The sequence below is a fragment of the Qipengyuania pacifica genome, from assembly GCF_019857205.1.
In the GTDB taxonomy this organism is placed as follows: domain Bacteria; phylum Pseudomonadota; class Alphaproteobacteria; order Sphingomonadales; family Sphingomonadaceae; genus Qipengyuania; species Qipengyuania pacifica.
The window spans coordinates 174,282-193,789 of sequence record NZ_JAHWXO010000005.1; the positions used below are offsets into that span (position 1 = coordinate 174,282).

Annotated in this window: 17 protein-coding genes; 11 read left to right on the forward strand and 6 right to left on the reverse strand. The window is 60.0% G+C overall.

Annotation, left to right across the window (positions count from 1 at the left end; translation table 11 throughout):
• Position 1: 1 nt before the first annotated feature.
• Positions 2 to 1,144, reverse strand: a complete 1,143-nt coding sequence (locus KYK83_RS10015; RefSeq protein WP_222828112.1) for a bifunctional 2-C-methyl-D-erythritol 4-phosphate cytidylyltransferase/2-C-methyl-D-erythritol 2,4-cyclodiphosphate synthase — start codon at positions 1,142 to 1,144, stop codon at positions 2 to 4.
• An 81-nt stretch (positions 1,145 to 1,225) separates the two neighbouring features.
• Here KYK83_RS10015 and dusB point away from each other — a divergent pair, with 81 nt between their 5' ends.
• The 7 genes from dusB (at position 1,226) to hflX (ending at position 10,453) form a co-directional block, all read left to right on the forward strand.
• Positions 1,226 to 2,245 carry a tRNA dihydrouridine synthase DusB gene (gene dusB / locus KYK83_RS10020; protein ID WP_222828113.1) on the forward strand — a complete coding sequence of 340 codons (1,020 nt, stop codon included), beginning with the start codon at positions 1,226 to 1,228 and terminating at the stop codon, positions 2,243 to 2,245.
• The gene (locus KYK83_RS10025; RefSeq protein ID WP_222828114.1) at positions 2,242 to 3,306 is read left to right on the forward strand and encodes an ATP-binding protein; all 1,065 of its coding nucleotides are present in this window, start codon (positions 2,242 to 2,244) and stop codon (positions 3,304 to 3,306) included. The genes dusB and KYK83_RS10025 overlap by 4 nt, the downstream gene beginning before the upstream one ends.
• A 7-nt stretch (positions 3,307 to 3,313) precedes the next feature.
• Entirely contained in the window at positions 3,314 to 4,726 is a 1,413-nt protein-coding gene (locus KYK83_RS10030; protein ID WP_222828115.1) for a sigma-54-dependent transcriptional regulator, read from the forward strand.
• Positions 4,727 to 4,811: 85 nt separating this feature from the next.
• Entirely contained in the window at positions 4,812 to 7,031 is a 2,220-nt protein-coding gene (locus KYK83_RS10035; RefSeq protein WP_222828116.1) for a sensor histidine kinase, read from the forward strand.
• Positions 7,032 to 7,048: 17 nt separating this feature from the next.
• Positions 7,049 to 8,434, forward strand: coding sequence for a nitrogen assimilation response regulator NtrX (ntrX, locus tag KYK83_RS10040; RefSeq protein WP_103025052.1), 1,386 nt, complete (start codon positions 7,049 to 7,051; stop codon positions 8,432 to 8,434).
• Positions 8,435 to 8,600: 166 nt separating this feature from the next.
• Complete coding sequence (hfq, locus tag KYK83_RS10045; protein ID WP_103025051.1) at positions 8,601 to 9,140, forward strand: RNA chaperone Hfq; 540 nt, start codon at positions 8,601 to 8,603, stop codon at positions 9,138 to 9,140.
• Between the two features lie 17 nt (positions 9,141 to 9,157).
• A complete protein-coding gene (gene hflX, locus KYK83_RS10050) occupies positions 9,158 to 10,453 on the forward strand; it encodes a GTPase HflX (RefSeq protein ID WP_222828117.1) in 1,296 nt (431 codons plus the stop codon).
• Here the strand turns inward: hflX and mazG are convergent.
• From mazG to KYK83_RS10065, 3 genes are all read right to left on the reverse strand, one after another.
• A complete protein-coding gene (gene mazG, locus KYK83_RS10055) occupies positions 10,450 to 11,214 on the reverse strand; it encodes a nucleoside triphosphate pyrophosphohydrolase (RefSeq protein ID WP_222828118.1) in 765 nt (254 codons plus the stop codon). The genes hflX and mazG overlap by 4 nt on opposite strands.
• A 59-nt stretch (positions 11,215 to 11,273) precedes the next feature.
• Positions 11,274 to 13,250: a DNA topoisomerase IV subunit B gene (parE, locus tag KYK83_RS10060; RefSeq protein ID WP_222828119.1), complete on the reverse strand. Its 1,977-nt coding sequence runs from the start codon at positions 13,248 to 13,250 to the stop codon at positions 11,274 to 11,276.
• A gap of 64 nt (positions 13,251 to 13,314) precedes the next feature.
• A complete protein-coding gene (locus KYK83_RS10065; protein ID WP_222828120.1) occupies positions 13,315 to 14,475 on the reverse strand; it encodes a penicillin-binding protein activator in 1,161 nt (386 codons plus the stop codon).
• Between the two features lie 37 nt (positions 14,476 to 14,512).
• Between KYK83_RS10065 and rsmI the strand changes: the two genes are divergently transcribed.
• The 4 genes from rsmI to KYK83_RS10085 are packed head-to-tail and all read left to right on the forward strand — an operon-like array spanning position 14,513 to position 17,355.
• Complete coding sequence (rsmI, locus tag KYK83_RS10070; RefSeq protein WP_222828121.1) at positions 14,513 to 15,367, forward strand: 16S rRNA (cytidine(1402)-2'-O)-methyltransferase; 855 nt, start codon at positions 14,513 to 14,515, stop codon at positions 15,365 to 15,367.
• The gene (locus tag KYK83_RS10075) at positions 15,364 to 15,714 is read left to right on the forward strand and encodes a YraN family protein (protein ID WP_222828122.1); all 351 of its coding nucleotides are present in this window, start codon (positions 15,364 to 15,366) and stop codon (positions 15,712 to 15,714) included. The genes rsmI and KYK83_RS10075 overlap by 4 nt, the downstream gene beginning before the upstream one ends.
• Before the next feature lie 34 nt (positions 15,715 to 15,748).
• On the forward strand, positions 15,749 to 16,717 hold the full coding sequence (gene gshB, locus KYK83_RS10080; RefSeq protein ID WP_222828123.1) for a glutathione synthase: 969 nt from the start codon (positions 15,749 to 15,751) through the stop codon (positions 16,715 to 16,717).
• 32 nt (positions 16,718 to 16,749) lie between these two features.
• Positions 16,750 to 17,355, forward strand: a complete 606-nt coding sequence (locus KYK83_RS10085) for a DedA family protein (RefSeq protein WP_221598402.1) — start codon at positions 16,750 to 16,752, stop codon at positions 17,353 to 17,355.
• Here the strand turns inward: KYK83_RS10085 and KYK83_RS10090 are convergent.
• Both KYK83_RS10090 and hemW read right to left on the reverse strand, forming a co-directional pair.
• On the reverse strand, positions 17,352 to 18,248 hold the full coding sequence (locus tag KYK83_RS10090) for a tyrosine recombinase XerC (protein ID WP_222828124.1): 897 nt from the start codon (positions 18,246 to 18,248) through the stop codon (positions 17,352 to 17,354). The two genes, KYK83_RS10085 and KYK83_RS10090, sit on opposite strands and share 4 nt — an antisense overlap.
• Positions 18,245 to 19,399 carry a radical SAM family heme chaperone HemW gene (hemW, locus tag KYK83_RS10095; protein ID WP_222828125.1) on the reverse strand — a complete coding sequence of 385 codons (1,155 nt, stop codon included), beginning with the start codon at positions 19,397 to 19,399 and terminating at the stop codon, positions 18,245 to 18,247. The genes KYK83_RS10090 and hemW overlap by 4 nt, the downstream gene beginning before the upstream one ends.
• Positions 19,400 to 19,508 lie beyond the last annotated feature (109 nt).

Consider the following 19,508-nt stretch of genomic DNA (forward strand, 5'->3'; position numbering starts at 1 on the left):
CTTATTCCTTGATGACTGTCGCTATTGCCTGCGCGGCTATTCCTTCGCCGCGACCCGTAAGACCGAGACGTTCCGTCGTCGTGGCCTTTACCGATACGAGCGCGATGTCAACGCCAAGCAGATCGGCAATTCGTGTTCGCATGGCGTCGCGATGCGGGCCTATCTTCGGTGCTTCGCAGATAATCGTCAGATCGACGTTGCCGACACCATAACCGGCTTCCCGAACAAGCCTGGCCGCGTGTTCTAAAAACTGGTCACTGCTGGCACCTTTCCACCGGGGATCGCTGGGAGGGAAATGGCTGCCGATATCGCCATTCGCCACTGCTCCGAGCAGTGCATCGACGATGGCATGCAGGGCGACATCGGCATCACTATGGCCGGAAAGCCCTTTGGAATGATCGAGGCGGATACCGCCGAGCCAGAGTTCCTCACCTTCGACGAGGCGGTGGACGTCAAAGCCCATGCCGATCCGAATGCTCGGCTGTTGAACCATGAAATCCTCCGCGAAGGTCAATTTAGCGAGACGCTCATCGCCCTGAACATGAGCCACAATGCCACCATTTGCACGCAGGACCTGCGCGTCATCACCGGCACTGTCTTCGTCCTCCCAAGCCTGATGTGCACGGAAAATTGCATCAAAACGAAATGCCTGCGGGGTCTGTACGCGCCGAAGCTGTTCACGTGGGGCAGTGCCGCTCATCACGCCGTCGTTCTCGACTGAGAGGCTGTCGATCACCGGCAGGACGGGTATTGCACCTGGGTGATGCTCCAGCGCGGCGAGCAGGCGTTCGATCACCGGGAGGGGCAGATCGGGCCGGGCTGCATCGTGGATCAGTATTCGTTCGGCGCTTTCGACGGCGGCGAGAGCCTTCTTCACGGATTGCTGACGCGTCGTGCCGCCCGTTACCAGTGCAAACCCTTCCAATCCCGCCAACGCGTCCAGCACCGCCTGTTCGCCATCCGGCGGGACAGCGATTACGAGCGGACGAGCCCCTGCATCGAGCAGCGTTTCGACAGAATGGCGCAAAACCGGTTTGCCGCGCCACATCGCGAACTGTTTGGGAAGCGGTTGACCGGCGCGAAGCCCCTTGCCGGCGGCAACGACTATCGCGGCGAACGAGGGGAGGGTGGGGGCGTCGTCCATAGGTAGCAGCGCGCTAGCGGCTTGCCGTTTTAGCTGCAACGCACTATGTGCCTGCCCAATATTTAGGCAATGATTTCCGGCATGACGATGACCCCTCTTCCTCCGGCACCGCCGAAGCCCATTTTTGTCGGCGACGTGTCGATCGACACGCCGGTCGTGCTTGCGCCTATGACGGGCGTCACCGACTTGCCGTTCCGCAAGTTGGTGCGCCGTTATGGTTCAGGTCTCAACGTGACCGAAATGATCGCAAGCGAAGCGGCGATCCGCGAAACACGGCAAAGCGTTCAGAAGGCTGCGTGGGACGCGACCGAAGAACCTGTTTCGATGCAGCTTGTCGGGTGCGATCCTGTCAGCATGTCAGAGGCAGCCAAGCTTCAGCAGGACAATGGCGCTGCGATAATCGACATCAACTTCGGTTGCCCGGTGCGAAAGGTCGTCGGACAGTTGGCGGGCTCCGCCCTGATGCGTGAAGTGCCGCTGGCGACGAAGCTTATGGAAGCGACGGTCAAGGCGGTGGACGTCCCCGTTACGGTAAAAATGCGAATGGGTTGGGATCATGCAGATCTCAATGCCCCGGAACTCGCGCGCATTGCCGAGGATCTCGGCGTCAAAATGATCACCGTACACGGCCGCACGCGCAATCAGATGTACAAGGGCAGCGCAGACTGGGCGTTCATTCGCAAGGTCAAGGATGCGGTGTCAATTCCAGTGATTGCCAACGGCGACATCTGCACCATCGAAGATGCGGCGAAGGCGCTCGATCAATCCGGCGCGGACGGTATCATGATCGGTCGCGGGGCTTATGGGAAACCCTGGCTGCTGAGTCAGGTAATGCATTGGTGGCGCACCGGCGAAGTGCTGGAAAGCCCGAGTGTGGACGAACAGTTCGAAACGCTGATCGAACACTATCGTATGATGCTGGACCATTACGGCGAAGATGTCGGCACCAAGATCGCCCGCAAGCACCTTGGCTGGTACACCAAAGGCCTGCACGGTTCCGCCGAGTTCAGGAATTTCGTCAACTTCATCGACGACCCCATGAAGGTTCTCGAGGAGATCGAACGGTTCTACGAACCCATGCTGCAGCGAAGGGCCGCGTGAGCACGCCCGCTGGTGCGCCCGACGCGCGCGACCAGCTAGCGTCGCTAATCTTTGCAGTGCTGTTACTCGATGAAGACGACAAGATCGTCGAAGCCAACCATGCTGCCGAAGAAATGCTCGGTCGCAGTGCTCGCAAACTGTCCGAGAAACGCTTCTGGGACGTAGTGGGAATTTCCGATCAACGCCTGAGCGATCGGTTACAGTCGAACGATGCGCAGATCGTAGCGCGCGGTGCGACCATCGCCACTGCGATCGGCGATCGCCGGGTGAATATCAGCAGTTCGCCAATGCCTGGCGAGAACGGATGGCGGGTCCTTACCCTGTCGGATGCCGGGCAGCCGGAAAACGACGAAGACGAAACCGAACGCGTCGAATTGCGTGCCCCGGCAGTGCTGGCCCATGAAATCAAGAACCCGCTTTCCGCGATCCGCGGGGCAAGCCAATTGCTGGCGCGGCGGGTTGCGGGCAAGGACAAGCCGCTGGCGCAGATGATTTCCACAGAAGTGGATCGGATTGCGCAGCTCATCGACCGCATGCAGCAATTGGGCGCAAAGCCTGTAGAGATCACGGGGCCGTGCAATCTCCACGCCGCCATCCGCAATGCCATGGCTACGGTCAGGGCAGCGCGCACCACGGCGTGCGAACTGGAAGAAGAATTCGACCCCTCTTTGCCACCCGTCGCTGCCGATCAGGGCGCGCTGGAGCAGGTTCTGATCAACCTGATCGCGAATGCCTGCGACGCGTGTGCCGGAGTGGCAGAGCCGAAAGTTCGCGTACGTACCCGGTTCGTCAGCGGGCTCGTTTTCAATACGATACGCTTCGGCAAGGCGACCAGGTTGCCGATCGAGATAACCGTGACCGACGGGGGCCCAGGGATCGATCCTGCGCTGCGCGATCATGTTTTCGAGCCTTTCGTATCGAGCAAGCCGCATGGTCAGGGACTTGGACTGGCCCTGGTCCGCAAGCTTCTTCGCGACATGGGGGGGCGCATTTCGCACGAGCGGGATGAGCGCGCGGGTGAAACGCATTTCCGCATCAATCTGCCGATAGCGGCAGGGTAGGGGACCGATGAGCCACACAGTTCTGCTGGTCGAAGACGACAAGAGCATCGCCACGGTCATTACCGAGGCGCTGCGCGAGGACGGGTTCGAGGTTACCGCCTGCGAGAGCATCGAACGGCGCGATGTGCTGCTCGGCCATGGTCGGTTCGATGTCATGCTGACAGATGTAATGCTGCAGGATGGCGATGGCCTGGCGTCGATCGACGCGGTCCGGCGCGCCGCCCCCGACATGCCCGTGATCGTTCTGTCGGCTCAGAATACGCTGGATACGGCAGTCCGCGCCAGCGACAGCGACGCGTTCGAGTATTTTCCCAAGCCGTTCGATCTCGATGAACTGATGCAGGCGGTTGCGCAGGCGGTTGCAAACCGTCCGTCGGTAGAGGGCGTCGAGGAGCCGGAAGAAAGCGCGTTGCCCCTGATCGGGCGAAGTCCCGCCATGCAGGGCGTGTTCCGGATGATCACCCGCGTCCTGAGGAACGATCTAACGGTTCTTATCACCGGCGAGAGTGGGACAGGCAAGGAACTGGTGGCGGAAGCCATCCACGAGCTCGGTTCGCGCAAGACAGGGCCGTTCGTGGCGGTCAACATGGCAGCCATTCCGCACGATCTTCTTGAAAGCGAGCTCTTCGGTCACGAGCGCGGAGCCTTCACCGGAGCTGTCAGCCAACAGATCGGCAAGTTCGAGCAGGCCAATGGCGGGACGCTGTTCCTCGATGAAATCGGGGACATGCCGGCCGAAGCACAAACGCGGCTGTTGCGCGCATTGCAATCTGGCAGGATTCGCCGCGTCGGAGGGCGGCAGGAAATCGGCGTGGATGTGCGCATCGTCGCGGCGACCAATCGTGATCTGGTGCCGATGATCGGCGAAGGGCGCTTTCGCGAGGACCTCTATTATCGCCTGAACGTGGTTCCCATCCATCTGCCGCCGTTGCGGGAGCGACCGGAGGATGTCGGCGCGCTGGTTCGCCATTTCCTTGGACAGGCCGCGAGCGAGGGTCTGCCTAACCGACTAGCGAGCCTGGGAGCGATCGAAGCCCTCGAGGCACGCGAATGGCGGGGAAACGTGCGCGAACTGCGTAATGCGATCTTTCGCCTTGCCCTGATGGCGCGCGAGGACGTGATCGATCGTTCTGCCGTCGACGATTTATTGCCAGCGGTTCGAAAGCCAGAGGGTGATAGCGCCAAACATGGTCTTGAAGCGGCGCTCGAAGCATGGTTCGACGAAGCACGCCCGGTGGATGGCGGTGTGTATCACGCGGCGCTCGCTGCCTTCGAAAAGCCGCTGTTCGAGCACACACTCCAGAGGACGCAGGGAAACCAGTTACGCGCGGCACGCATGCTAGGCATAAATCGCAACACCTTGCGAAAACGCCTCTCTGAGCTTGATATTACACCGGAAAATTTCGCGCGCCGGAGTTGATGCCGCGCGAACTGGCGACAGCCGGCCACAATTTGTCGAATTTATACTTGCAAATGTGCAACACTCCCGTTGTATGCCCGCCACGATGGCGTCAGGCGTAGAAGTACAAAGGAATCAGACTCCTCGCTGGTGGCGCCGATTCATTGTGACGTCGCGCCGCAAGAACATATTCGCCTATATCGAAATCGCTGCCGCGATCGCTATTGTGGTCATCGGGGCCAGCACTTGGGCCACTTTCACCAATGCACCGCCCGACGGCGCCTTGCTGCCGTCCCGGCAGGTCGCCGGGCTTCTGATCGGTATGCTAATCCCTTCGATGGCACTGCTGGTTCTGGCAGGCCGCAGGATTGCTCTGAGGCGAGCGGCGGGAAGTACCGCGCGGCTTCACGTGCGGCTGGTATTCTTTTTCTCGATGATTGCCGCTGTTCCGACATTGATGGTCGCCGGCTTCGCCGCGTTCCTGTTCCAGTCGGGCGCCGATTTCTGGTTTTCGGACGATTCACGTGGCCTGATGGAAAACGCCAATAGGCTCGCCGACAGCTACTATGAGGAAAACCAGCTTGATCTGGCCAATGAAACGATTTCGATGGCCATGGACATGCGCTCCATTCTTGGACGCGTCGAATTGACAGATCCGAATTTCGCCTTGGTTTATCAGTACCAGGCGGAACCTCGCGATGTGATGGAAAGCGCAATTCTGCAGGCGATGCCCGACAGGTCGATGCGGACTGCGGTTGTCTACGGACTAAATGAGGACAGCGACCCTCGAGCGTTTGCGCAGCAATCGTTCGCTCGACTTAACGCCGGAGAACAGGTTGCGGTCCGGGGAAGTCCTCAACGGATCGAAGCAGTTGCACCGATCGATCGCGACACGGGTATCTATCTCTATACCGCGCGCAATGCCGAAGCCGGGACCTTTCGCAGTTGGCAGACCGCTCGCTCGATTTCTAGCAAGTACAACGAACTGACGAAGCGGGCCCGGGCCCTTCAACTGCGCTTTAATCTCGCGCTGTTTTTCGTGTCCCTTGCTCTGGTGGGCCTCGCCGTCTGGTTCGCGCTTCGCTTTGCCGACCGACAGGTCGAGCCGCTTACCGATCTGGTGGCGGCCGCGCGCAAGGTCGGGGCGGGTAATTTCGCGCTTCGCGTCGAAGGACGGACGGGCGCCGATGAGATCGGGTTGCTGAACCGCGCTTTCAATCGGATGACCGCTCAGTTGGAAAAGCAGACCGATGCGCTGCTCTCTGCAAATACCGAGCTGGAAGAGCGGCGTAGCTTTATCGAAGCGGTTCTTGAATCTGTGAGTGCGGGCGTGATTTCAGTCGATACCGACCTGAATGTGCTCCTGATGAACGCACCGGCGCAGGCTATGCTGGAAAACGATGCCTCACCACAGGAGTTGCCCAGCACGCTCGATGATCTTGCACCGCAGATTGGCGCAATGGTCAGGGCCGGCCTGACCAGAGGCGTCGTGTCGCATAACCGCAGGGGCGAATTGCTGACGCTGGCGGTCAAAATCGGTCGCGAAAGTGACGGACACGTCATTACGTTTGAAGACATTACCCGGCAGCTTCTCGATCAACGGCAGGCCGCATGGTCCGATGTTGCCCGCAGGATTGCTCACGAGATCAAGAACCCGCTGACCCCCATTCAACTCGCGACGGAGCGATTGAAGCGCCGATACCGCAAACAGATCGCACAAGATGGCGAGTTGTTCGACGAATTGACCAGCACGATCGTTCGGCAGGTGGGTGATCTGCGGAAGATGGTGGATGAATTCTCCAGCTTTGCGCGACTGCCCAAACCAAGTTTCCGCCCTGAGGACATGCTCGATCTGGTCAGGCAGTCGCTGTTCCTCCAGGAAGTCGCACACCCCGATGTCGATTACCGGTTGGAAGCGCCACATGATGGCCCGATACGTATGCAATGCGACAGGCACCAATTGGGCCAGGCGCTGACCAATACGCTCAAGAATGCTTACGAAGCGATTGAAACCAAACTCCAGTCGTCCGACGTCGATTACCGCGGCAAGATCCTGATCGCGGTCGAGCCGGGCGAGGATTCGGTAATCGTCTCGGTGCAGGATAACGGAATTGGGTTGCCGCAGGACCGGGTCAACATTCTCGAACCTTATGTGACCACGCGCGAAAAAGGCACCGGTCTCGGTTTGGCGATCGTCAACAAGATCGTCGAGGAACACGGCGGTGAAATGACGTTCACCTCGGTCGAGACCGGCGGCACGCGCGTAACGATGCGATTTGCACGCGATCCGCTCGCCAAGAACGGCGACGGGCAGCACACAGGATAGATGAAGGATAAGGCCGTATGGCGTTAGACATTCTGATCGTCGATGACGAACGCGACATCCGCGAACTGGTCGCGGGGGTCCTGAGTGATGAGGGCTACGAGTGCCGCACCGCGGCCGATAGCACATCCGCTCTCGAAGCGGTCGACACGAAACGACCCAGCCTGGTGCTGCTGGACGTATGGCTACACGGTAGCCAGATGGATGGGCTCGAGGTTCTCGATGCCATCAAGGTGCGTGAACCCGATTTGCCCGTCATCATTTTCTCCGGTCACGGCAATATCGATACGGCCGTCAGTGCCGTCAGTCGCGGCGCCGTCGACTTCATTGAGAAGCCATTCGAAGCGGAACGTCTGCTTTACCTGGTAGAGCGAGCAACGGAGACGGAAAGGCTTCGCCGCGAGAATACGCGGTTGCGCGAGAACGAGTCGCAGATCGACGAGTTCACCGGCAATTCGGCAGTCATAAATGCTGTGCGGGCCACGCTGAAGCGCGTCGCAAGCACTGGCAGTCGTGTTCTGGTGACCGGACCCGCAGGGGCCGGCAAAGAAGTGGCTGCGCGTCTGCTCCACAGCTGGAGCCCGCGGGCGGACAAGGCCTTCGTCATCGTCAATTCCGCGCGCATCACCCCCGAACGGTTTGAAGAGGAACTGTTCGGGGAAGAGGCAGATGGCAAGCTGGTGCGCCCAGGCCTGTTGGAGACTGCCGACGGAGGCACGCTCTATCTGGATGAAGTCGCGGACATGCCGCTTTCCACACAGGCGCGCATTCTACGTGTTCTGACAGAACAGAGTTTCGTGCGGGTCGGGGGGACTCGACAAATCGGTGTAGACGTCCGCGTCGTCTCTTCGACGTCGCGCGACCTCGCAAACGAAATGGAAGAAAAGCGGTTTCGCGAAGACCTCTTCTATCGTTTGAACGTGGTGCCGGTGGAAGTCCCATCCCTGGCCGAGCGCCGGGACGACATCCCGTCGTTGGCCGACGGGTTTTTCGCGCGTTACGCAACCGAACAGGGATTGCGCCCACCGACAATCAGCGAAGAAGCCATGGCGGCTCTGCAAGCATACGACTGGCCGGGCAATGTGCGCCAATTACGCAATGTCGTTGAGCGGACAATCATCCTGACACCGCGAGAAAACCTGGAGCAGATCGAGGTAGATATGCTTCCGGAAGAAGTACTCGGCGGAAAAATTGGCGCTAACGGCGGTGTCGGAGCGATGATGGGCGCCCCGTTACGCGAGGCGCGCGAGAACTTCGAGAGAGAATATCTCACCGTCCAGATTCGCAGATTTTCAGGCAATATCTCTAAGACGGCGACTTTTATCGGGATGGAGCGATCGGCTCTGCACCGGAAACTGAAGCTGCTGGGTATGGTCGAACGCAAGGGATCCGATCGTAAGAGTTGAACAGGATCGCAAAGTTGCGCGATTTTATTCGAAACTAGGATTGCGTTGCGTTGTTATGAGTATTCAACCACATTAGGTTTGTTCGCGAAGAACTTGCGGACACCCCGGGCGTGGTGGGCGCCCAGATTGCGGTTCTAAGACGGGCCGCCAAAAAACGGGAAAGAATATGTCCGGCGAACGAACACTCTCTGCGCGGCCACGACCCAAGCCGCCTCAGCCCGAACAGCGGGCGCGTCCGCAAAACCTGCAGGACGCCTTTTTGAACCTCCTGCGAAAGAACAAGTCGCCTGTGACCATGTTTCTGGTCAAGGGAGTCAAGCTTCAGGGCATCGTCACGTGGTTCGATAACTTCTCCATCCTGCTTCGTCGGGATGGGCAGTCGCAACTGGTCTACAAGCATGCGATCAGCACGATCATGCCAGCACAGCCGGTTGATACGGAACAGTTCGGCAGCCAGAGTTCGGGCGCCAAGCAGCGTCTGCTTCAGGATGTTTTCCTTAGCCGTGTCAGCCAGGCCGAAGCGCAGGTAACGATGTTCCTGGTCAATGGCGTGATGCTGCAAGGCAGGATTGCCGCCTACGATCTGTTCTGCATGCTGTTAGAACGCGACGGGTATGTTCAACTCGCGTATAAGCATGCCGTTTCGACGATCCAGCCGGCTACGGCGGTCGATCTGACGGAAGAATGGGAAGAGGACGACTCCTGAGTTTCGACGATGATCTGATGGGAGAGGTATCCCGCGGGGCGCGGGCACTCGTGGTGTGCCCGGACATCCGTGGGATGGCCTACGATCTGGATGCCCAATCCCGGTTAGCCGAGGCTGAAGGCCTTGCGCTTGCCATCGGTATTACGATCGCGGAAAGCTTCGTGCTGCCTGTAAGGGAGGTGCGACCCAATCTGTTGTTCGGGGCCGGGCAGGTCGACAACATCGCCATTGCTTGCGAACAGAACGAAGCCGAACTGGTGGTGGTTGACGGGGCGCTAACCCCGATCCAGCAACGTAATCTCGAAGACAAGCTTTCCCGCAAGGTCATCGATCGAACCGGACTGATCCTCGAGATATTCGGGGAGCGTGCTGCGACCGCCGAAGGGCGCTTGCAGGTAGAGCTGGCGCATCTGGACTATCAGCAGAGCCGGCTCGTACGTAGCTGGACTCACCTCGAACGCCAGCGCGGTGGCTTCGGTTTTCTCGGCGGTCCGGGCGAGACGCAGATCGAAGCCGACCGCCGAATGATCCGCCAGCGTATGGGCCGCTTGCGCAAGGAACTCGAGCAGGTTCGCAAGACCCGCGGCTTGCATCGCGAAAGGCGCGAACGGGCTCCTTGGCCAGTGGTCGCCCTTGTCGGATACACAAACGCCGGCAAATCGACGCTCTTCAATTACCTCACCGGCGCCACAGTCATGGCGGAAGATCTGCTGTTCGCGACACTCGATCCGACAATGCGGGCAATAGCCTTGCCGGGCGTCGAAAAGGCGATCCTGTCGGATACAGTGGGCTTCATATCCGATCTTCCGACACAGTTGGTCGCCGCTTTCCGCGCTACGCTGGAGGAAGTGACGTCGGCCGACGTCATCTGCCATGTGCGGGATATTTCGAACCCCTCGACGGCCGCGCAGAAGGCGCAGGTCCTTGATGTATTGCGCGATCTTGGCGTAATCGATGGGGAAGGAGATACGTCGATCCCGATCCTGGAGGTCTGGAACAAATGGGACTTGCTGAGCGTCGACGACGCGGAAGAAATGGGCGAGCAGGTCGAAGCTGACGACGAGATTGTCGCCATGTCTGCGTTGACTGGAGACGGTGTCGATACTTTGCTCGATCGTCTCGGAAGCATGTTGACCCGCAACGCTACTCTCCGAAGCTTCGAGGTGCCCGCTAGCGACGGCCGCCGCATTGCCTGGCTGCATGCGCATGGCGAAGTGCTTGAAGATGTCGAAGCGGAAACCGACGGTTCTAACCGCCTCATCACTGTTCGGCTCAATCCCAAGGAAATGGGGCAGTACGAGGCGCTGGATTAACCGATCTGTGCTTTTGCGCGTTGCCAGTAAAGCTCCTGCGTATCGAGATCGAGTTGGGCGAAATCTTTGCCGTCGCCTCGAGCCAGTTCTTCCATCTTCTTGAAGCGACGTTCGAACTTGCCATTCGATGCTCGGAGAGCCTGTTCTGGATCGACCCCGTATCGCCGCACGATGTTGACCGCTACGAACAGCACGTCGCCAGCTTCCATGAGCCTGTCCCGTTCGGTTTCGCCATGCGCCAGTTCGCCCAGTTCTTCATGAAGTTTCTGGATCGGACCCTCGATATCGGGCCATTCGAACCCGACACGCGCCGCCCGCTTCTGAAGCTTGTCCGAGCGGAGTAGTGCGGGCAGGGCGAGCGCCACGCCGTCCATCGCGCTGGTCGACCCGGCAGCAGCGCGTTCCGCCGCTTTGATCTCTTCCCAGCGGCTGTCTTCCATGATCCCGCCTTCGTTGCCAAAGATGTGGGGATGACGTGCCTCCATCTTGTCGGAGATGTCACGCGCGACGTCTTCATAAGAAAAGTCGCCTGATTCCTCGGCCATTCGCGCGTGGAAGACGACTTGAAACAGCAGATCGCCAAGTTCGCCGCGCAGCTCGTCCATGTCGGCCCGTTCGATGGCGTCGGCGACCTCGTAAGCCTCTTCGATGGTATAGGGCGCTATCGTCGAGAAGGTCTGCGCTCTATCCCACTCACAGCCGGCCTTCGGGTCGCGCAGTCGCGCCATGATCCTCAATAGTCGGTCGGTCTGATGGGACATTGGCCAATCCAAAGGCTAGGGTTTTGGGCTGATCGATCCTGCGGACCGGACCGGCGGATTTACGCGTCGATCATCTCGCGATCGAATTCGCCGGCATTGTTCTGGATGAAATTGAACCGGTGTTCTGGGTTGCGCCCCATCAACTGATCGACGAGTTCCTTCACCACTGCACGCTGTTCGAATTCGACGGGCAGGGTAATGCGGATCAGGCTGCGGCTTTCAGGGTTCATGGTCGTTTCGCGCAGCTGGGCCGGATTCATCTCGCCTAGACCCTTGAAGCGACCGACTTCGACTTTCTTGCCTTTGAAAACCGTTTCTTCCAGTTCTTTGCGGTGTGCGTCGTCGCGTGCATACCGGCTCTCCTTACCGGCTGTCAGGCGATAAAGCGGAGGTTGCGCAAGGTAGAGGTGCCCGTTGCGCACAACATCGGGCATTTCCTGGAAGAAGAACGTCATGAGCAACGTGGCGATGTGTGCGCCGTCGACGTCGGCATCGGTCATGATGATGATGCGATCGTACCGTAGTTGTTCGGGATCGCAATCCTTGCGTGTGCCGCACCCCATGGCAAGGGAGAGATCGGCGATTTCGCTGTTTGCACGGATCTTGTCGGCGGTGGCGGATGCGACGTTCAGAATTTTACCGCGGATCGGAAGGATTGCCTGAGTCTTGCGATTGCGCGCCTGCTTGGCGCTGCCGCCTGCACTGTCGCCTTCGACGATGAAAAGTTCGGTCTCACCGTCACCTTCGCCAGAACAGTCGGTGAGCTTGCCCGGAAGGCGCAGCTTCTTGGCATTGGTTGCGGTCTTGCGCTTGATCTCGCGCTCCTGCTTGCGACGCAGGCGCTCGTCCATTCGCTCCATGACTTGCCCGAGCAGGGCTTTGCCCCGATCCATATTGTCGGAGAGGAAATGGTCGAAATGATCGCGAACGGCGTTTTCCACCAGTCGCGCGGCCTCTGGCGAAGTAAGCCGGTCCTTGGTCTGGCTCTGGAACTGGGGGTCGCGAATGAAGACACTGAGCATGACCTCGGCGCCGGTCATTACGTCGTCGGCAGTAAGGTCCTTGGCCTTTTTTGCCCCTGTCAGTTCGCCGAAGCCACGCAAACCCTTGGTGAGCGCCGCGCGGAGCCCCTGTTCATGCGTTCCGCCATCGGGGGTGGGCACGGTATTGCAGTACCAGCTTGTCGATCCGTCCGAATAGAGCGGCCATGCGATGGCCCATTCGACACGGCCAGCCTCGTCGGGGAAATCCTGATTGCCCGCGAAAGGCTGCGTAGTAACGCATTCACGTCCGCCGAGCTGTTCGGCAAGATGATCGGCCAGACCGCCGGGAAACTTGAACACGGCTTCTGCCGGCACGTCTTCGCTGGCCAGACTTTCGGCGCATTTCCAGCGGATTTCGACGCCTGCAAAGAGATAGGCCTTTGAACGGGCGAGCTTGAACAGGCGCTTGGGACTGAACTGGCGGTCGCCGAAGATTTCGATATCGGGGACGAAGCTGACCGTCGTCCCACGCCGATTGGGGGTGGGGCCGAGTTCTTCCAGCGCGCCCAAGGTCTGTCCCTTGGAGAAGCTCTGCGCGTAAAGCTGCTTGTCACGCGCGACCTCGACCCGCGTATCGCTGGACAGGGCGTTCACGACCGAAACGCCGACGCCGTGGAGGCCGCCGCTGGTGGCGTAGGCCTTGCCTGAAAATTTGCCACCGGAGTGCAGCGTGGAGAGGATGACCTCGAGTGTGGATTTGCCCGGGAATTTGGGATGCTCGCGCACCGGCATACCGCGTCCGTTGTCCGACACGGTTACGCGATTACCTTCGTCGAGCCGCACCTCGATCCGCGTGGCATGCCCGGCCACTGCCTCGTCCATCGAATTGTCGAGTACTTCGGCGACCAGATGGTGTAGCGCGCGGTCATCGGTCCCGCCGATATACATGCCGGGTCTGCGGCGAACGGGTTCGAGGCCTTCCAGAACCTCGATCGAGGAAGCGTCGTAATCGCCGCTGGAGGTGGGCGTGTTTTCGAACAGATCGTCGGACATGGCTGCTGCTATATCGCGCCGATCTGTCCGCCTACAAGCGCCCCGGACAGGTTATCCGCCCTGCTTAGAACCGGGCAGGCGCGTTATCGACCACGACGACCGAGCCATTGCGTACTTCGCGTACTTCAAAAGCACGTTCGACCATTCCGTTGCGACCGAAGCGGAATGCGCCATCGAGCCCCAGAAAACCGTCCGACGCGAGCAACTCGTTTTCGGGGAAATCCCGCCCGACGCGCCAGTCGCGCGCAACCCGCAGGGTCAGTAGGACGGCGTCGTATCCAAGGGTCGCGATGCGATAGGGCTGGCTGCCGAAGCGCGCCTCGTAACTGTCCACAAACCGTTTGTAACGCGTGTCCGATATGGCCGAGAACCATGCGCCGCCCAATGCCGAGGCTCGAGTGACCGCGCTTTCTCCGCTCCACAATTCGGTGCCGAGAAGGCGGGTCTTGTCGGAGCCGCCCGAAGGATTGAGCACGCCAGCCGCCTGTGCCGCGAGCCGCGCGCCATCGGCGATCAGGACCGCATCATAGCCCCCATGCGATTTGAGGCGCTGGGCCGCGCTGACGATGGAGGTATTGCCGCGGGCATACCGTTCGGTCCACACCACTTCTCCGCCATAGGCGGACACGGCCTGGCGCATGGCATTTTCTGCTCGGGCGCCATATTCCCCATCGGGCGCGATGACGGCAAACCTCTGGGCGCCCTTGCTGCGCGCGTACTGGATGGTACGCATGATCGACTGGTCGGGAATCTGGCCCATGATGAACACGTCGGGGCCCGCAGCGCTGATATCGTTGGAAAAAGATATGACCGGCACGTCAGCCGCGCGGGCAGAGGCAACGACCGACCGGATGTTCGAACCGAGTAGTGGGCCGAGGATGAGCTTGTTGCCTTCCGCAATAGCCTGCTGGGCAGCGGCCTCCGGGCCTTTCGCTGTATCATAGGTCGTGATGCGAAGGTTGTCGGCGTTCGTGTCGAGCAGCGCCATGGTGGTTGCATTGGCAATCGACTGGCCGACCGGGCCGTTCTGGCCGGTCATCGGCACGAGCAATGCGATGCGGTGCCGCGTTTCATCGCTTGGCAGGCTTTCGGTCGGTTCGGGTGCGGGCGTCTGGGCCACGGGTCCGGGGCGTTCTGCACCCTTTGGAATCACCGCGCAGGCGCCCAGCAATGCTGCCAGCCCCACGGTAACCATTGCCCGACGGTCGATAGTCCAGCGCTTCATCTTGCCGCATCCCTCATTCTTGGTTCATGGGTGAACGGTGTCCGATGCAACTTCACCCGAAAACCGATCCCTTACACCGGGGCTCTATATCGTCTCCACCCCGATCGGCAATCTCGGCGATATTACGCTGAGAGCGGTCGAAGTGTTGCGACAATGCGACGGCATCGCGTGCGAGGATACCCGCGTAACGGGCAAGCTGCTAAAACATCTGGGTATTTCGAAACCGATGTGGCGCTATGACGATCATAGCGAACATCGCGACCGAACGCGTCTGGTCGAATCCATGCGATCGAAAGCGGTCGCACTGGTCAGCGATGCAGGCACGCCGATGGTATCGGATCCGGGCTATCGCCTCGTCAACGACTGCCGGGCCGAGGGCATTCCGGTGACCGCCCTTCCAGGGGCTTGCGCTGCTATCAGTGGCCTGGCCCTGTCCGGATTGCCGAACGACCGGTTCCTGTTCGCCGGTTTCCTGCCGAGCAAGGAAAAGGCGAGGCGGGAGACCTTGGATGAGCTTGCGGCAGTAGACGCCACACTGATATTCTACGAAACCGCGCCGCGACTGACGAAATCTCTAGCGGCGATCGAAGCGGCATTGCCCGATCGTGAAGTTGCCGTGGCGCGCGAAATAACCAAGCTTCACGAAGAACTGCGCCGCGGGCTGCCGTCCGGTCTGCTGGCATATTATGATGCCAACCCGCCCAAAGGCGAAATCGTGTTGTTGGTCGGCCCCCCGCCGGAAAGCATTGCCAGCGAAGAAGATGCCGATGCTATGCTTCGGAATGCGTTGAGGACGATGAAAGCCTCGCAGGCCGCGGCTCAGGTGGCCAAAGCAACCGGGATGGACCGCAAGACGTTATATGCCCGCGCGATGGAACTCCGCTCGGCATGAAGCGCCAATCGGCGGAGAAGAATGGCCGTGACGGTGAAGCGCGAGCAGCCCTCTGGCTCCGGGCGAAAGGATGGCAGATCCTCGACCAGCGGGTCAAAACGCCCGTCGGCGAGATCGATCTGGTCGCCAAGCGCGGCTCGATCATCGCCTTTGTGGAGGTGAAATGGCGCAAACGGGGCGTCGACCTCGATCATGCGATCGACGAATATCGTCTTTCCCGCGTCGCCGCAGCGGTCGAAGCGGCGGCGCATCGTTATGCCGTGAATGGTGAAGACATCCGGATCGACGTAATCCTCCTTGCGCCCGGTAGCTTCCCTCGCCACATCGCCAATGCCTGGCAGCCCTGATCGCTGAATGGGCGCCAGATGATCGGAGAATAAAATGTCGCTACGCGTCGCCGTCCAGATGGACCCGCTCGAGAACATCAACATTGCGGGCGACAGTTCCTTCGCCCTGATGCTGTCGGCGCAGGCGCGAGGGCACGAACTCTGGCATTATGATGTGACCAGCCTTGCTTACGAAAGCGAGGGGACACCCCATGGCCGGATTACCGCGCATGCCACGCCGGTAACAGTGCAGCGCGATGCAGGGAATCATTTCAACGCGGGAGAGCGCCGTCGCATCGACCTGGCGCAAGACATCGACGTAATCCTGATGCGCCAGGATCCGCCCTTTCATCTCGGCTATATCAGTGCGGCTCTGCTGCTCGATCGCCTGAAGGGTAAGACGCTCGTTGCCAACGACCCGCGAGAAGTCGTGAACGCCCCCGAGAAGATGTTCGTGCTGGATTATGCGCAATATATGCCACCGACGCTCGTCGCACGTCACGTGGATGATCTGCGAGCATTTCAGAAAAAACACGGATCGGTCGTGGTGAAGCCTCTTCACGGCAACGGCGGCAAGGCGATCTTCAGGATCGACGAGTCCGGTACGAATCTCTCGGCCTTGTCCGAGGTCTTCGATCAAACCTGGCCGGAACCGCACATGGTGCAGCCTTTCCTTCCTGAAGTGAGTGAAGGCGACAAACGCATCGTACTGGTCGATGGCGAGTTTGCCGGCGCAATTAACCGCTTCCCAGGCGAAGGCGAGTTTCGCTCAAATCTTGCTCAGGGCGGTCATGCCGAAGCGACGGAGCTGACCGCGCGGGAAGAGGAAATCTGCGCGGCGATGGGGCCTGAACTCAAGCGGCGCGGGCTCGTCTTCGTTGGCATTGATGTGATCGGAGGCAAGTGGCTGACGGAGATAAACGTCACCTCGCCTACGGGAATCGTTGCGATCGACAGATTCAACGGCACCGATACGGCCGCGCTGATATGGGATGCGATCGAACGCCGTCATGCCGCAATGTAGGACCATCTGACAGAGTTGATCGTTAGCGGTCCATGCACGAACTTATCATCCGCGCGATAGAGCAGGGCGGCCTCGTCGGCATCTTCCTTCTCATGGCGCTGGAGAACATTTTCCCGCCGATCCCGTCCGAAGTCATCATGGGGCTTGGCGGGGTGGCGGTGTCCCGCGGCACGATGGATTTCTGGCCATTGATGATCTCCGGGACGGTCGGATCAACTCTCGGGAATTATGCCTGGTATTGGCTGGGAGACCATTGGGGCAAAACGAGGCTCGAACCCTTTGTCGAGAGATGGGGGCGCTGGCTGACCATGGAATGGGAAGATGTCGAAAAGGCACGCGGGTTTTTTCGGCGGCATGGGCCATGGGTGGTGTTCGTGTTCCGGTTTACGCCGATCTTCCGTACCATGATTTCGCTTCCGGCAGGCTTGGCTCACATGGGCGTCTGGCGGTTTCTTGCCTTTACCTTTGCGGGGGCGTTCATCTGGAACCTTCTCCTGGTCGAAGGCGGGCGAAGGCTCGCCGACTGGCTGGAAGAATCGCAGCACATACTTGGCTGGATCATCCTCGGATTCATCGGCCTTGCGCTGGTCGGATATTTGTGGCGGGTGGTTACGTGGAAACCGCGCGACAAGCGCTAGCTGCCTTCGCGCGGGTGGGCCTTGCGATAGATATCCAGCAGGCTAGCGGCGTCGACCTTGGTATAAATCTGCGTGGAGCCGAGGCTGGCATGGCCAAGCAATTCCTGCAGGCTGCGTAGATCTGCGCCTGCGCCCAGAAGATGGGTCGCGAAGCTGTGGCGCAGAGCGTGGGGTGTTGCCGTGTCTGGCAGCCCCAGTGCCTTTCGGGCCCGAGCGGTCGCCTTCTGCACGACACCTTGGGTCAATGGCCCGCCCTTGGCCCCCCGGAAGAGGGGCTCATTTCTGCTCAGCGTCCAAGGACATTGAGCGACGTAATCAGCCACCGCTTCCCGCACGACGGGCAGGATAGGCACAACGCGCTGTTTGCCGCCCTTGCCGGTGACGGTCAGTCGTTCACCCAGGGGGATCGCATCCCCTGAAACAGAGAGTGCCTCGGCTATACGCATGCCCGCGCCATAGAGCAGGAGGAGAACCGCACGGTCCCGCGCGCCAATCCAGTCTTCGCCTGCGATAGCCTCCACGGTATCGGCAAGCCCTATCGCATCGTCAGGCGTGACGGGGCGGGGCAAACCCTTGCGGATTTTGGGACCTCGCATTCGGGGAGGGTCGGAAAGTTCATGGCCTGCCTGTGCCCGGGCGAAAGCGATAAACCCCTTGAGCGCGGACAACTCACGCGCCGCAGAAGCATTCGATAATCCGTCCGAACGCCGCGAGGCGAGATGGGACCGCAGTTGTGCAGCCGTGATATCGGCCACCTGGTCCCAAGAATTGAGGTCTAGCTGAGCGAGAAGGGTTGATGCGGCCTTGTCATAAGCCCGAACCGTATGCGGCGAACGCCTGAGCCCCAAAGCGAGGTGATCGTGCCAAGGACTCAGCAGCTCGGCCCGGCTCATGATGCCACCAGATCTGCCTGAACCAATTCGCCCAGCAGCGCATCCAGCAATGGCATGCCTTGCGGAGTGACGCCGATCTTTTCCTCCTTCGACCACACGAGGCCGAGATCCCGATAAAGGGCCATCTTGCTGACATCGATCAGACTAGAGGTTGTAACATCGAACCGGCCACCGATCCCAGCGAGGTCGATCCCTTCGTCAAGTCGAAGGCCCATCAGGAGTGCTTCGGAAGCCTGTTCGCGCCGATCGAGCATGCGTGCTTCGGCAATTCCGTGCGAGTGATCTGCGACTGCCGAAAGATAGTTTTCCGGTTTCTTGTGCCTAACCGTTGCGACATTCCGCCGCCGCCCATGGGCGCCGGGTCCGATGCCGATATAGTCCTGATATCGCCAGTATGTGAGGTTGTGCCTGCCTTCCTGCCCGGGGCGGGCATGGTTGCTGACCTCATATGCCGGTAGCCCCGCTGCGTCTGTCATGCTGCGCGTGAGAGCGAAGAGATCGGCGGCATTGTCGTCGTCCAGCGGGTCGAAAATGCCGCGACGGACATCGGTCGCGAACCGGGTCGTGGGTTCGATGGTGAGCTGGTAAAGCGACATGTGATCGGTGCCAAGCGCGAGAGCTTCGGCCAGTTCCATGCTCCAGTCATTTTCCGATTGATCCGGGCGTGCGTAGATAAGATCGATCGACACGCGCGAGAAATGGCTTTGCGCCACCTCGACAGCTTTTACCGCTTCGTCTGCGCCGTGAAGGCGGCCGAGGAAACGCAGTACGTCGTCGCGCAGGCTCTGCACGCCAAGCGAAACCCGATTGACCCCGGCAAGGGCAAGCTCGGCGAATTTGGCTGCTTCTACCGAACTGGGATTTGCTTCCAGCGTGATTTCGATTCCGGGTTCGAAACCCCAGAGGTGTTCGGCCTCGTCTAAAAGGGTCGAGACCAGCGTTGGGGGCATCAGGGAAGGGGTTCCACCACCGAAAAAGATGCTCGTCAGCGGTTCATCGGAACAGGCTTCGCCGTGCTCATGACGCATGTCTGCAAGCAGGGCTGTTTCCCACAACGTGACATCCGTGGTCTGCCGTACATGACTGTTGAAATCGCAATAGGGGCATTTCGCAAGGCAGAACGGCCAATGAATGTATAATGCGCGGGCCAATATCTTCAGCTTATCTTAACTGTGGATGCGGAATCTGCCCGCCATGGACGGGTCAGGAAAATGGACTGCGCCTATCGTCGGCGCTTTAGCGGTGCTTTGTGCCACGGGG